We start from the raw sequence: 14,367 nt of genomic DNA, 5'->3' as shown, positions 1-14,367 counted from the left end.
AGCTGTTGATGAGGCTCTAAGATATCAAATTCAACGGGAATATTTTGCTACATTTGCGCATATCTAAACTAACTATATTATGAATATCAAATACCTTTTAGCAGGATGCTTTCTTGCGCTGGGCCTTATTTCCTGTCAGGAAACTGCAAATGATTCTGCAGCCGATTCTTCCGATACCCAGGCCGAGCAGGAATTTCAGTACCAGATTGATCAATTTGCAGATCTAAAGATCTTGCGCTATAAAATTGATGGCTGGGACGATTTGACCCTTAAAGAACAAAAGCTGGTTTATTATTTAACCCAAGCTGGATTAGCGGGTCGTGACATTATGTGGGCTCAAAATTACCGACATAATTTGGCTATACGTGCAGCCTTAGAGAATGTATACACCAACTACCAAGGTGATAAGTCTAGTGCTAACTGGGAAGCCTTTGAGGTGTATCTCAAGCGCGTTTGGTTCTCCAACGGAATCCACCATCACTATTCCAATGATAAATTGAAGCCAGGATTCGATGCGGGTTATTTGAAAGAATTGCTAGCAGCCACTAACACTGAATTGACTGGAGAGGCCTTTGACGTGATCTTTAACGATGCAGATTCTAAAAAGGTAAACTTGAGTAAGGATGCTGATATTGTTTTGGAGAGTGCGATCAACTTCTATGGACCCGATGTTACGGAGGCTGATGTAGAAGCTTTCTACAGCGGAATTGAAGTAGATGCTGATGAGCCTATTGAAGTAGGATTGAATACACGATTGGTCAAAGAGAATGGACAATTGGTAGAACAAGTATACAAAAGTGGAGGCATGTACGGAGCCGCTATTGATGAGATCATCAAGTGGTTGGAATTGGCCCAAGGTGTAGCTGAGAATCCAAATCAAGCTAAGGCCCTTGGCTTGTTGATCGAATACTACCAAACCGGAAGCTTAGACACTTGGGACGACTACGCCGTTGCTTGGGTAAATTCCACCGAAGGAAATATTGATTGGATCAACGGCTTCATTGAAGTGTATAACGATCCTAAAGGATACAAGGGGTCTTATGAGACCATTGTAGAGATCAAGGATTTTGATATGTCTAAAAAGATGGCCGTGCTTTCTAAAGAAGCGCAGTGGTTTGAAGACAATTCTCCCTTGATGGAAGAACACAAAAAAGACAGCGTAACGGGAGTTTCTTACAAAACTGTCAACGTGGCTGGTGAGGCTGGAGACGCATCGCCTTCTACGCCGATTGGAGTGAATCTACCAAACAACAACTGGATCCGTCAAAAGCACGGCAGTAAGTCAGTATCGTTAGGAAACATCATTAACTCTTACGCCAATGCTGGCAGCACGGGACGTTTGAAGGAGTTTGCTTATGATTCTTTAGAGATCGAATTAGAAACTAAATACGGGCAATTGGCCGATAAGCTGCACACGGCGCTTCACGAGGTGGTTGGACACGCTTCTGGACAGATCAATCCAGGGGTTGGAACTCCAAAAGAGACCTTGAAGAGTTATAAATCAACCATTGAAGAAGGTCGAGCGGATCTATTCGGATTGTATTATTTAATGGATCCAAAACTGCAAGAGCTCGGTTTGGTTGAAGACTGGGAGAAAACAGGAATGGCTGCTTATGACGGTTATATCCGTAATGGTTTGGTAAGTCAGTTAGTGCGTTTGGAATTGGGTGCTGATGTAGAAGAAGCGCATATGCGTAACCGCCAATGGGTGAGTGCTTGGGCTTATGAGCAAGGATTAGAAGACAATGTGATCGAGAAGATAGTTCAAGACGGAAAGACCTATTACAACATCAACGATTATCAGAAACTTCGCGAGATCTTTGGACGTCTTTTGCGTGAGACTCAGCGTATCACCTCAGAAGGAGATTACGAGGCTGCTAAGGCTTTGGTAGAGGACTACGGAGTGAAAGTGGATCAGAACCTACACAAAGAGGTGTTGGATAGAAACAGTAAGTTCACAGCCGCTCCTTATGGTGGATTTGTGAATCCAGAGATCGTTCCTATTATGAACGATGCGGGAGAGATCACTGGTTTTGAAATTAAGCAACCGGCTACTTTTGAGTCGCAGATGCTCGACTACGCCAAGCGATACAATTTCCTGAAGTAAACAGGGATTTAGAATAATAAAAAACCTCCCGACCTTGTTGGTGCCGGGAGGTTTTTTTGTGCTATTCTATAAGGCAATTGTCTACAAAGCTTGAGGCGTTAAAGCCAGCTATTCCACCAATACTGGCCTTGCCTTTCACGCCGATCTTGACTTCATTGACTCCATCCCTCTTCGGTGAGCAGTAGCGCATCAGATAGTAAGAATTGGCTTCATCCTCTATACGTTGTGCTACGCGCTGAAATTCGGCTTGAAGGTCTGAGATGTTATCAGCAAAGAAAGCTCCGCTTGATCCGATAGTGGTCAAGAAGGTTTCGTCAATTTCAGATCCAAGTCCAATAGTATATACATTGACAGGTCTCGATCCATTGGCAACATTGCTCGCTGCGCTTTGTGCTAAAGACGCACTAACGCGGTTCGCTTGATCCCTTCCGTCTGTAAAAAATAGAATAGATCCTCCCAAAATAAAGCTCGATGGTTGTGAGTTCAAAGTTGAGGTCAAATAGTTCACACTTTGAACAACAGCACCGTTCAAATTGGTTGAACTGTCTTGAGGAAGGTCAGCATTTATGCTTTCAATCTGGTCCAACAGCAGTCCTTGTTCATTGGTAAATTCTTGCAAAATATTGATGTTGTCTAATCCATCAAACCAAATGATAGAAGTGAACAGATTTTCATTGCCGATATCGCCATAAGTACTATTCACAAAATTAGTGGTAGCATCTTTAAGAATATTCAAACCATCTGCAGAGGCAATCACACTCCCACTAAGATCTAATACTATAGTGTTGAAGTATCTGAAATCTGCACGGTTTGGATCGATTCTACGATCCGCTTCGTTAACAGAAATGATGTTGAACTCCGATTGTGAGCTACTTTTCTCAAAAATCTCAAAAAAGGTCTCGCTTCTATTCGGGACCGGATTACCATTGATGTCGTTTAGTTTGAAGTAAACGTCAATCGTATTGGAATTTGCAGGTATTGCAGGTGAGTTTGCAAAGGTCTTTACGTCTTGAATGAGTACGTTAAACTCTTCGGCATTTTCTCCTGTGACCTCTTCAGTATCGGGACAATCGTCAAACAACTCGCAACAAGAGGTTGCCATTAAACTGAGCAGGAGAATTGGAATAAATTTTAGTCTTTTCATGATGATAAATTTTGATATTCAAATCTATCTTCACTTAGGGCACAAAAAAATACCCCTTAGGGGGTATCTTTAAGTTATTGGTTTAAAGGTGATTATTCCTTTCGCAGAATACCTTCAGAACTGTAACCCCAATCGGTGTTTCCGCTTTCACCATCTTCATTACTTACGTGGCGCAGGTGATGCACAGAGATTCGATTGCTGTCTAGCCAAACAAGGGAATACATTTGGGTTTCAGTCCAAACACCGCCTTTGTTCATCCAAACAAAACTGATCTGTTCTCCGTAACCTTTGGACCAGATCACTTCGTTCATTTTGTACTTCGCTCTATCACCATCTTCATCAATATACACAGAGTAGACGTTGTTGTCTTCAATGTAGAGAGTGATTTCATTTTCATCTCCATTGGAGGTGATTAGTGAGCCTGACCAGATTCCGTCAAAATCACGACTTTGCGCTGTTGCGTTTGCTGTGCTTAGAAATAAACTAAGAATTGTGAGGAGTGCTAATTTATACATGATAATTGAATTAATTTCTACAATATTAATGAGTAGGTTGCGGTAGAAAAATACCCAATGATGGGTAGATTGGGGATCTTGCCGAGGTTCATTTAGGATTCAAAATTGTATTTGGTTTCTAAGGCGTAACGGAGTAATTCTCCCTTACCTGAAAGGCCTAATTTACGAATCATATTTTTACGGTGCTTTTCTATGGTAGAAACGGAGTTGAATCTGATCTCCGCAATCTCACTAGAAGACTTCCCTTCACCGATCAATCTAAGGATCTCTCGCTCGCTTTTAGACAATAAACTCTTTTTAGATCCTTGTCCGCCAGGATTGCTCCCCGCTGCTACATCTATGGTCTTGTCAAAAAACGTCCCACCATTATGCACTTCTTTGATGGCGGTAAGCACATCTTCCAAAGGAGAGTTTTTAAGCAAATAACCTTTGGCACCTGCGGCGATCATTTCACTCACAGCTCCTTGATCCTCAAACATAGTAAAGGCAATGACCTTGGTGTGTGGACGCTCTTTCAAAATGTATTTACAGGCTGTTATACCGTCCATTTTCGGCATTTTTATATCTGTGAGTACTACATGTGGTTGCTTGAGGTTAACCAAGTTTACCAAGGCTTCTCCGTCGTTGACCATGCCAACTACACTGATGTCTTCCTCGTATTTGAGTAAGAGATTGATTCCGTCAATTAAGGACTGATGGTCCTCTGCTATAGCTACGCGTATCATAAGGGTATGTCTATTAAAATGCTACTTCCTTTTCCGGGCCGACTGTCTATTTCCATAGTGCCTTCCCAATGTTCCACACGGGTCTCAATGCTGGAGAGTCCCATGCCTTGTTTTAATGTTTTTTGATCGCCTTTAAAGCCCTGGCCATCATCTTCAACCACTATGCTTAAAAAGTTCTCGTGTTTGGTCAATGAGATGCTTACAAAGCTCGCCTTGGCGTGCTTGATCACGTTGGTGATGAGTTCTTGGATGATCCTAAAAATGGAGATCTCCACAGTGGCGTCCAAGCGGTCATTGAGTCCAAACTGCTGCAATTCAATTTCAAGAGCTCCTGCAATGGAGTTCGTTTTTATGAGCTGATGAATGGCGGGTAATAAACCGTCTTGTGCCATCACTCCACTGTTCTTGGCGTGCGAAAAACTACGAACGTCTCGATAGGCCTTGTCCAAAAGCTCTCGTGTTTTGGTGAAGAACTGCTCTTTGTTTTCTAATTGATCTTGATGCTTGTTTAAATATTCAAACTGCATTTTAGCTGCGGATAGGGTAGCACCCACGCTGTCGTGAAGGTCACTGGCCAAGCGTTGACGCTCTTTTTCTTGCCCGGTAAGCATGGCGTCAATGGCTCGCAGTTCTTGATCTTTCATTAGGGTAATGACCTTCTGAGCTTCTAACTTTTCGTTTTCTTCGGAGAGTAATTTGAGCCGTTCGGTTTCCTTATTTCTATACCCGATGATCACAGCAAAAACAATGGCCTCAAGGGTAATGCCTATCACCGTAAAACTCAGCAGTTGAAATCCAAAGCGCTCGCTAAAATCAGCAATAGATATGAAGAAGCTCGTAAAGAAGGTTAGTACGGCTCCTATAAAGTAGAATGTAGATCCCAATAACAAATAGCGCGAGTAGATGGTATTGATTTTGTAAAGCTGATAAAAGATCCGCGCTGCAAAGATGATGTACGCCAAGGCGTATAGATTGAACAGCATGATCTGATAATTCAAACCCTCAGGCCCTAAAAAGTAGACCAGTATTAACGGAGCATTTAGCGCAAAAGCGATCTTAGATGCTCGGTCTAAGATGCGATTCCATTTGGGATTGAGCGTTTTAAAGTCTACGAGCGTATTGACAAAACACAAGTAGAATCCACCACTTAAACACAGTAGTAAGGCTCGGGTAGAAGCTATGGGAATATCATTGGGCATGCCCAGATTCCATTGCAATAAATACAAGGCCAGGCACAGCATATAGAACGAATAATAGAGGTAGTAGGATTTTCTGTTTTGCGCGTAGATGATCAGGTGGTAAACTACCAAAAAAAGTAAGCCTCCTGTAAAAAAGCTATAGACGTTAGATGTGAGATCGTTCCACATTAGAGCGGAATGTCTATGATTACACTTGCGCCTTTGCCCGGTGTGCTGTCCACTTCCATTTGGCCCTCCATATGCTCCACACGCTTTTCAATACTGCCGAGACCCATGCCGTCCTTATCAGTGAATTTGCCCACTTTAAAGCCTTTTCCGTTGTCTTCCACCACTAAGTTGAGAGCGTCTTCATGTTGGGTGAGTGAAATGTTGGCTTCAGAAGCTTCTGCGTGTTTGATGATGTTGGTAACCAACTCTTGGATTATTCTAAACACCGCGATCTCTAAGGAGCCTTCCAGGCGTTGATCTAAGCCGTAGTCTTGAACTTCTACACTTAATTTTCCGGTTGCTGATGCGTTGCGCGCTAGTTTCTTTACCGCAGGCAACAAACCGTGTTTAGCGATTACCCCTGAGTTCTTAGCATGCGCCATGGAACGAACTTCCGTATAGGCTTCTTCCAAGAGCATTTGAGTGCGCTCGTAGAACTCTTCCTCATTGTCCAGTTTTCCACGATGTTTTTTAAGGTGCTCAAATTGCATTTTAGCTGCGGATAGGGTAGCGCCCACGCTGTCGTGCAGATCGCTCGCCAATCGCTGACGTTCTTTTTCCTGCCCTGCGATCATGGCATCAATGGTGCTGAGTTCTTGATCTTTGAGCAGTTTTTCAGTTTTTTGAACCTCAATTTCCTTTTCTTGCTCTGCAATGCGTTGCTTGCGTTTGGTGTTTCGATAAACCAGAAAGCCGATAATAGTGCCCAGAAACAATAGACCTCCAAGGCCATAAGCAATATTTTGGTTGCGGGTGGATTCTTGTTCCTTGATAATCCGTTCTGCTTTTTCTTCCGCCAATAAGGAACGGGTGTCTGCCACACTGATCTTTAAACTTTGGAGTCTGTCATCAGTTTCTTCAGTGAGCTCGTACGACTTGTTTAAATACTCTAGCGCCTTTTCATAATCGTTGATCTTTTGATAAAGCTTCCCGATGTTTTCATAAAAGATCGCTTTGGTTTTACGCCGATTCTCTCTGATGTCCAAACTGTCTGCTTTTAAATAGAGCTTTATGGCTTCAGGGAACCGCCCTAGACTGTCATAGGCGCGCGCTTGATTGTTGTAATTGGCTGCAATACTAGAGATGTCATTGGTTTTGAGTAAATAGGGAAGGGCCACATTTGCTTTTGCCAACGCTTTCACATTTTCTCCTTTGGATTGATACATCGCACCAATGTTCATATTGTCATAAGACATTTGAGCAGAGTCTCCCAATTGCGTAGAGAGGGCTAAACTCTGTTCAAAAACAGCGATAGCTTTATCGTAAAGTTTGGCATCCGAATATCCGCTACCAATGGATAGAAATACACTGAACTGGATCTCAGGATCCGCATCTTTATAGGTGTCTACATACTCCTGAATTTCTTCCAGAATGGGCGAGTTATCAATAACAATATCGTTTTGATGACTTCTGATTGAGAGCAGCATCAGATTGCAATCATTGACATCTTTGGGTGCATTCAGCTTTTTGAACAACTCCTTAGCGTGCAACATGAGCTCATAGGCTCGATCTTGCTTGTCGTCAGAGTTGAAGGCATCGGCTAAATAAAAGGACCATAGCGCCTTTTGCTCTATGGTCGAGCCCACAGTGTCCAAGGATTGATAATGCGCGATAGCCTTTTCAAAAAGGCCATCACGCATATATTCAAGTCCTGTATTGATATCGAGTTGTTGGCCAAGTCCAACAAAACTCATCAAGAAAAAGATGTATGATAACAGTTTGTTCAATCTACTTACTGTTTTTTACCGACAAGTATGTTGCCGTTTACGGTGTCTGGAATTGGTATGTCGGCTGCTTGATTATAGCAATCGCCACAATTCAGGTTATTATGCGTTCCATCGGAAACTTCTGCACCAGAATACTGAATTAGTTGAGTTTGAGTGTCTTTGAAATCGCAAGCATTATTAATGTTAAAGGTTGCTCCGTTTGGTGTACTGGATAAACTGTTTTTCCATTTGAATTGTAGATCGTTACACTTTTTTCCAATATTGATACAAGAGTCATCGATAACACCGTCTACACGTAGAATTTCCATACCTGGGACTCCATTACTAATTATTTCTAAGGCCATGGCTTTGTTGTTTTGCCAACTTGTAAATCTTACTGTGAGGTGTTCTCCATTCTCGTCAAACACTTTGTAATGACCTGTGGTGTCATTATAATAAACATCCATATTATAGTATTTAGGTTAAAAATTTATCAATTATGATTTCAGTGCCATCAATGAGTTTATGTCCACAATTGAATATGTTCTCCATTTTAATTGCGAAAACCCGTTTACTTTTCATGCTCCTGCCAAAAATTAAGCCGATTACTTCCTGTTCGTCGGTGTAGAGCACAGAGCCAGAGTCTCCGCAGTCAGAGTAAGTGTCGGTTAATATTAAGTCACGCATAAATCGTCCATTGCGTAAATTAACAACTGCGTTTTTTGAAAGTACATTTCCCCAAGTGACGCTTGTCGTTCTTCCACTTTTACCCGATACTTGACCTATTTCGGCCGCTCCTATTTCAAAACCTTCTTGGCCAACACCAATAGCAAAAATACCCATGGGCGTTTCTGGTTTTGTAAGTTTAAAAATGGCAACATCAAAAATATTTTTATCCCATTTTGCCATTAGTTCGCCAATTACACGTTTCGGCTTCGAAGTTCTTGAATCCATTAAAGCTGGGTGAGCAATACCCTTGTTAGCTTCAAAATCAGCATAGGGTAGAACGTGGGAATTCGTTATGCCATAAACTTCATTAGAGTTTTGCAAAGAGAATAAACACCCCAAAGTTCCAGCAGTGTGCCTTCGTTCTATATCAGAAATACTTATCCCTCCGCAAATCTTATTGTAAACGTTGTGCCTTTCATTAGGATATTCAGAGCACTGTCCAAGAAACTCAAATCCCCCGCTAAATGTAATTTTACTAGCCTTCTCATCATTATCATCTTTTACACTTGGAAATCCTAGCATGTCAAAAATGTCCTGATTTACTCTGTCAACAAATGGGCTTCCAAGTTTAATGAAATTCCTTTCTGCTCTTCCAAAGTCCGCTATTAAGTTTACATCAGTTCCTTTTCTTCTTTTAATATTTTTATAGTTAGCTATGATTTGCTCAGGAATTCCAACGCGTAAGAGTTCATCTGGAAACTCTTCGGATAGTGTGTCGAATAGAAATGTTTCATCCGGAGTCTTGATTCCAATTTCAATTTGGTAGGCTATTTCACTACCTTTTTTAGGAACTACTGCTGCATAAATTACTCTACCTCGTTCTGAAGTGAATATTTGCTCCTCCTTTTCGCGAAGCAGATTATTTGCTTTTTCTTCTGTCATTGCTAGATCTATCCCCCAATCGGCTGTACCAAATACACCAACACAAAGATGGCTAAGGCTCCGCCTGCTTTAACGTTTAAACTCATAGTAGACTTTGGCTCATAAACTATATTGTCTAGGCTATCATCAGAACCAGCTTCCTTAGCTTTATAGGCTAAAGCCTTATTAGCCTTAGCTTCTCTTGCTTTTAGTGCATTGTTGCCAACTTCTATAAAGCCTGGGAGCGCGATAGATATTGCCGCTGCACCAAAAGCTACAAAAATGCGTAATACGTGCATCTGTTCCTTCGGTGTTGTTGACTCTACATCACCGGCTAGGTGATAACAATAGATGAGTGTTAATATTCCAATAAGGAATAGTAAGAAATGAGGGATCGTCTCCTTTATTGCTGGATCATTAAATTTCATATATCAAAATTGAGAATAGTATAGCCCTAAAAACATACCCCATACTGGGTATTTTTTTGAAAAGTTAGGCTGCAAATGTTAAAATTCCAATTTGCAATCCTCAATATATTTGTTAAGGAAGTGGCTTAGTGCTATAGATTTAGCAGCTCTTTAAGCCCTAGCAGTGCCAGTAGGAAAAGGATGAACCCAAGCAGGATCCATTTGGCGCCCTTGTATTGTTTGAGGTGAAGGTTCTTGTCTTTGCGGTAAGCCCAGATCATGGCTAAGATAAAAGCGAGGACAAAAAAACTTATAAAAACAATACGTCCGGTCGTGAACATCTTTGTAGATTTAACTTTTACAAAATTACAACTTAGAACCCACATTATGCAAGATAAAATTGCTGCCGTTCAGGCTTTTCACGACGCTTTTGGTTTAGATAGTTTAAAAGCTCCTAAGGCCCATTTGGGAGAGGACAAACATTTGTTGCGCTACAAACTTATGCGTGAAGAGAATGAGGAATATTTGGAAGCTGCCAACAACGCAGATTTAGTTGAGGTTGCTGACGCTTTGGGCGATATGCTTTACATCCTTTGCGGGACCATTATTGAACACGGCCTGCAACACAAAATAGAGGAGGTCTTTACAGAGATCCAACGCAGCAATATGAGCAAATTGGGAGCAGACGGAAAACCCATCTACAGAGAAGACGGAAAAGTACTCAAAGGACCCAATTACTTCAAGCCCAATATTGCAGATATTTTAAATGCTTAATTGATCGCGTAGCGCCAGCCGTAAGGATCATCAGCCAGGTTGTGCTGAATGTTCATCAAGGCCGATTTGAACCTTTTGGCGTAGCTGTCATCGGAGCCAGCAATATCGTATTGCTCCCCTTTATAGCTGAAGCCACTCACAGGGCTGATTACCGCTGCAGTTCCTGCACCAAAGATCTCTTTTAGGGTTCCATTCTTGGCAGCTTCCACAACTTCATCCACCAAAACGCGTCTAACATCAACGTTAATTCCAGCGTCCTTGGCAATTTGAATCACACTTTTACGAGTAATCCCGTCCAGAATTCTATCGTTGGTCGGAGCAGTGAGGAGGGTGTCACCTATTCTAAAAAACACATTCATCGTTCCTGCTTCTTCCAAGTACTTGTGCTCATTGGCATCGGTCCAGATCACTTGCTGATAACCCATTTCTTTTGCCAAGTTAGTTGGATAGAATTGTGCACCGTAGTTACCGGCAGCTTTAGCAGCTCCTACACCGCCATCAGCAGCGCGAGAAAAGTGTTCTGCTATAACCACCTTGACATCTCCCGTATAGTATGCCTGAGCCGGAGAGAGGATGATCATAAATTTGTATTGATCCGATGGAGAGGCCGATACTCCGTTTTGCGTCGCGATAACAAATGGACGTATATACAAGGAGTTTCCAAGCCCTGGTTTGATCCAGGCTTTATCCATACTCAACAAGGTCTCCAAACCCTCGAAGAAGAATTCTTTCGGAAATTCTGGGATCGCCATACGCTTTGAAGACTTATTGATGCGCTCAAAATTGTCTTCCGGGCGGAACAAAAAGGCGTTGCCGTCCTCATCCTTGTAAGCTTTCATACCCTCAAATACTGCTTGGCCGTAGTGGAATACTTTGGCGGCAGGTTCGATACTCAAAGGTCCGTAAGGTCTAATTTTAGGAGTTTGCCAGCTACCGTCTACAAAATCGCACTCAAACATATGGTCCGTAAAAACACGCCCGAATACAAGATTCTGGAAATCAACCTGATCTATTCTAGACTCAGCGATTTGCGTAATTTCAAGGGATTTCGAAGTAGATAACTGCATGTAAGGATCGTTTAAAGCGCAAAATTAGCCAAAAAAACCGCTACATAAAATGTAAATAATTCATAAAATTGCACTATCTTAAATGCTTATCATTAAATCAAAAAACAATGAGAAATCTGTTTGTTTTATTAGTTCTGACTACAGCCTTGGTAGGGTGTAAATCAGAAGTTTCTCAAGAGGATGCAACCATTGCTGTAGAAGAAGTTAAAGAGAGTTTCCAAAACTTTGGAGCTCCTGTAGCTGTTTCTGAAGTGATGACTCCAGTCGCTTTGGCAGAATTCACCAAAACTTTAAAAGTAGGGGACACTGTTCCTGTAAAATTCACTTCTAAGGTAAACTCGGTTTGCCAGAAGAAAGGATGTTGGATGAAGGTTGATATTGACGGAGAAGAATCCATGGTTCGTTTCAAGGACTATGCGTTCTTCATGCCTAAAGATATTGCCGGTCAAGACGCCATCATTGAAGGAGTTGCTTTCATTGAGGAAGTAAGCGTAGAGGACTTAAAGCACTACGCAGCAGATGACGGAAAATCTCCAGAGGAGATCGCTGCCATCACGGAACCAAAAAAATCCTTGGCCATCGTTTCTAGCGGGGTTCTTTTGCCTGAGGCCCAAGCCGCAGAAGAAGGATCCATTCCACAAGAATAATTCGTGAAACGAGAACTCATCCAGACCGGAGACGGTTCCTGGACCATTCAATTGCCCGATTGGGATGAACAATATCATTCCAAACACGGTGCCATTGCAGAGGCCAAATACGTATTTATCAAACAAGGACTCCAGCACAAACACGCGCTGGGGTCTTTTTTGTCTTTATCCATCCTGGAATTTGGATTCGGGACAGGGCTCAATGCGCTTTTGAGTTTGGGGTTTGCCAAAGATCACAACTTAAAACTGCATTACACGGGTATGGAAGCATTTCCGGTTTCTGAGCAGGAGTGGCAGGCCATGCGATACCCAGAAGATCTCGAAATGCCCCTGGATGATTTTCAGGCTATGCATAGGGGGAACTGGGAGCAAGAACTGACCATTGACCCTCTTTTTACTTTGACAAAACAACAGCGCACCTTTGATCAGTTAGAGGCTCAGGAGCAATTTGATCTGGTCTATTTTGACGCCTTCGGGCCGCGTGTCCAGCCAGAACTTTGGCATCGTGATATCCTTGAAAAGACCTATAACGCGCTAAAATCAGGTGGTGTTTGGGTTTCTTATTGTGCTAAAGGCGATGTGCGCCGCGATCTACAATCCCTGGGCTTTGAAGTGGAACGCTTGGATGGACCTCCTGGCAAACGACATATGCTCAGAGCAACAAAGCCTTAAGATAAGTTTCACGTATAGTCCGCTGGCTTATGCGTATTTTTGTAAAAAAAATAGCATGACGGTTTTAATCACAGGAGCTACTGGACTCATCGGCACACAATTAACTGCAGACCTGCATCATGCAGGACACACCGTTCATTTTTTAACTACTCGATCCAGTAAACTCATCCAAACCGACAATCATCGTGGTTTTCTTTGGGATCCAAAGAACAATGAGATCGATGATCAATGCTTTAACGGTGTGGGCACTATTGTGCATTTAGTTGGCGCGCCCATTAGCGAGCCTTGGACCAAGGCCTACCGTCAAGAGATCGTAGAATCTCGCGTGGGGACCATGATGCTCTTGGAAGAAAGTCTGAGCAAGATTGACCATCAGGTGACGCATTTTATCAGCGCATCCGGAATCAGTCTCTATCCAAACAGTCTTACGGAGCATTATACAGAAGACAACAATGCTGTTGGAGATAATTTCCTTGCAGAGGTAGTAGTGCAGTGGGAAGCTGCTGCGGATCGTTTTAAGGCCATGGGAATGCAAGTTGCTAAATTGCGTACGGGCGTCGTTTTAGATCCAGATCAGGGCGCTTTGCCAGAGATCATGAAGCCTGTTAAACTTGGGCTCGGTGCGGCTTTAGGTTCTGGGAAGCAATGGTTCTCTTGGATCCATCGCAAAGACATTAGCGGAATTTATTTCCACCTCATACAAAACAAGCTCAGCGGCGTGTTCAACGGCGTAGCACCCAATCCTGTTACTAACAAGGCCCTGACCCAAGGGGTAGCTCAAGCACTCGGTAAGAAGATCATTTTGCCGCCGGTTCCTGGCTTTGTGCTTAAAGTGGCTCTCGGGGAGCGCGCATTACTTGTCTTGGAAGGGCAGAAGGTCAGTGCTGCGAAGATCTTAGATTCCGGTTACCGCTTTGAATTCCCTGATTTAGACACGGCCTTGTCAAATTTGCTCTAAGGGCAGAAATAAATGGTGACATTTTGACATTTTTAAAACAATGGCAGTACTTTTGCACGCTGTAAATCGACCTATAAAAACAGCGTTTTTGCCATGAGCAAGAAAGACAAGAATAAAAATACAAGCAGTGACGAGTTGGATCAAATTCTAGATCAAGACGTCGCAGTAGATCAGCAAGAGGAGGCTTCCAAAGAGACCGACTTAGAAAAAGCCCAACGCGAATTGCAAGAGGAGAAAGACAAGTTTCTGCGTCTTTTTGCAGAGTTTGAGAACTTTAAAAAGCGCACCAGTAGAGAGCGTGTAGAGTTGTTTAAAACTGCCGGAGAAGAGGTGATTCAATCGCTACTTCCTGTTTTAGACGATTTTGATCGCGCACTAAAAGAGATCGATCGCGCTGGAGATGACGGCCTTTTTGAAGGCGTTACCTTGATCCACAACAAACTCAAGGAAACTTTGAAAAGTAAAGGTTTACAGCCTATTGAGATCGCAGCAGGTACAACCTTTGATGCAGATCTGCACGAGGCTGTGACGCAAATTCCTGCGCCTACAGACGATTTGAAAGGAAAGATCATTGACGTGATTGAGAAAGGCTACACCTTAGGCGATAAGATCATCAGATACCCAAAAGTGGTGATCGGACAACAATAAG

The 14,367-nt window shown here is 42.6% G+C and carries 16 protein-coding genes; 6 read left to right on the top strand and 10 right to left on the bottom strand.

The genetic code is table 11. From position 1 onward, the window contains the following. Positions 1-79 precede the first annotated feature (79 nt). Complete coding sequence (locus tag POW22_RS15005) at positions 80-2,107, top strand: dipeptidyl-peptidase 3 family protein (RefSeq protein WP_272833582.1); 2,028 nt, start codon at positions 80-82, stop codon at positions 2,105-2,107. Between the two features lie 61 nt (positions 2,108-2,168). On the opposite strand, the gene POW22_RS15000 is transcribed toward POW22_RS15005, so the two are convergent. From POW22_RS15000 to POW22_RS14960, 9 genes are all read right to left on the bottom strand, one after another. Continuing rightward, on the bottom strand, positions 2,169-3,251 hold the full coding sequence (locus POW22_RS15000) for a vWA domain-containing protein (protein ID WP_272833581.1): 1,083 nt from the start codon (positions 3,249-3,251) through the stop codon (positions 2,169-2,171). Between the two features lie 92 nt (positions 3,252-3,343). After that, positions 3,344-3,766 (bottom strand): hypothetical protein, encoded by a 423-nt coding sequence (locus POW22_RS14995; RefSeq protein WP_272833580.1) that lies wholly within the window; start codon positions 3,764-3,766, stop codon positions 3,344-3,346. Between the two features lie 92 nt (positions 3,767-3,858). Continuing rightward, the gene (locus POW22_RS14990) at positions 3,859-4,491 is read right to left on the bottom strand and encodes a response regulator transcription factor (RefSeq protein ID WP_272833579.1); all 633 of its coding nucleotides are present in this window, start codon (positions 4,489-4,491) and stop codon (positions 3,859-3,861) included. Next, positions 4,488-5,858 (bottom strand): sensor histidine kinase, encoded by a 1,371-nt coding sequence (locus POW22_RS14985; protein ID WP_272833578.1) that lies wholly within the window; start codon positions 5,856-5,858, stop codon positions 4,488-4,490. Before POW22_RS14985 ends, POW22_RS14990 begins: the two co-directional genes overlap by 4 nt. Continuing rightward, a complete protein-coding gene (locus POW22_RS14980; protein ID WP_272833577.1) occupies positions 5,858-7,624 on the bottom strand; it encodes a tetratricopeptide repeat-containing sensor histidine kinase in 1,767 nt (588 codons plus the stop codon). Before POW22_RS14980 ends, POW22_RS14985 begins: the two co-directional genes overlap by 1 nt. A gap of 5 nt (positions 7,625-7,629) precedes the next feature. Then, positions 7,630-8,070, bottom strand: a complete 441-nt coding sequence (locus POW22_RS14975; RefSeq protein ID WP_272833576.1) for a hypothetical protein — start codon at positions 8,068-8,070, stop codon at positions 7,630-7,632. A 10-nt stretch (positions 8,071-8,080) separates the two neighbouring features. Next, positions 8,081-9,214, bottom strand: coding sequence for a trypsin-like peptidase domain-containing protein (locus POW22_RS14970; RefSeq protein ID WP_272833575.1), 1,134 nt, complete (start codon positions 9,212-9,214; stop codon positions 8,081-8,083). Between the two features lie 8 nt (positions 9,215-9,222). Further along, positions 9,223-9,621, bottom strand: coding sequence for a hypothetical protein (locus POW22_RS14965; protein WP_272833574.1), 399 nt, complete (start codon positions 9,619-9,621; stop codon positions 9,223-9,225). Positions 9,622-9,752: 131 nt separating this feature from the next. Continuing rightward, entirely contained in the window at positions 9,753-9,941 is a 189-nt protein-coding gene (locus POW22_RS14960) for a hypothetical protein (protein WP_272833573.1), read from the bottom strand. Between the two features lie 46 nt (positions 9,942-9,987). Between POW22_RS14960 and POW22_RS14955 the strand changes: the two genes are divergently transcribed. Further along, positions 9,988-10,374, top strand: a complete 387-nt coding sequence (locus POW22_RS14955) for a nucleoside triphosphate pyrophosphohydrolase family protein (RefSeq protein WP_272833572.1) — start codon at positions 9,988-9,990, stop codon at positions 10,372-10,374. Here POW22_RS14955 and POW22_RS14950 read toward each other — a convergent pair. After that, positions 10,371-11,441: a branched-chain amino acid aminotransferase gene (locus tag POW22_RS14950; protein ID WP_272833571.1), complete on the bottom strand. Its 1,071-nt coding sequence runs from the start codon at positions 11,439-11,441 to the stop codon at positions 10,371-10,373. The genes POW22_RS14955 and POW22_RS14950 overlap by 4 nt on opposite strands. 107 nt (positions 11,442-11,548) lie before the next feature. Here POW22_RS14950 and POW22_RS14945 point away from each other — a divergent pair, with 107 nt between their 5' ends. From POW22_RS14945 to POW22_RS14930, 4 genes are all read left to right on the top strand, one after another. Then, positions 11,549-12,088 carry a DUF4920 domain-containing protein gene (locus POW22_RS14945; RefSeq protein WP_272833570.1) on the top strand — a complete coding sequence of 180 codons (540 nt, stop codon included), beginning with the start codon at positions 11,549-11,551 and terminating at the stop codon, positions 12,086-12,088. Positions 12,089-12,091: 3 nt separating this feature from the next. After that, the gene (gene mnmC2 / locus POW22_RS14940; RefSeq protein WP_272833569.1) at positions 12,092-12,760 is read left to right on the top strand and encodes a tRNA (5-methylaminomethyl-2-thiouridine)(34)-methyltransferase MnmC2; all 669 of its coding nucleotides are present in this window, start codon (positions 12,092-12,094) and stop codon (positions 12,758-12,760) included. Between the two features lie 55 nt (positions 12,761-12,815). Next, the gene (locus tag POW22_RS14935) at positions 12,816-13,718 is read left to right on the top strand and encodes a TIGR01777 family oxidoreductase (RefSeq protein ID WP_272833568.1); all 903 of its coding nucleotides are present in this window, start codon (positions 12,816-12,818) and stop codon (positions 13,716-13,718) included. Positions 13,719-13,811: 93 nt separating this feature from the next. Next, positions 13,812-14,366, top strand: a complete 555-nt coding sequence (locus POW22_RS14930; RefSeq protein ID WP_272833567.1) for a nucleotide exchange factor GrpE — start codon at positions 13,812-13,814, stop codon at positions 14,364-14,366. Position 14,367: the final 1 nt, after the last annotated feature.

Origin of the sequence: Gilvibacter sediminis (assembly GCF_028561565.1) — a bacterium.
In the GTDB taxonomy this organism is placed as follows: Bacteria; Bacteroidota; Bacteroidia; order Flavobacteriales; family Flavobacteriaceae; genus Gilvibacter; species Gilvibacter sediminis.
The sequence above is the reverse complement of the archived record's forward strand: the minus strand, read 5'-3'. Positions and strand labels throughout refer to the sequence as shown.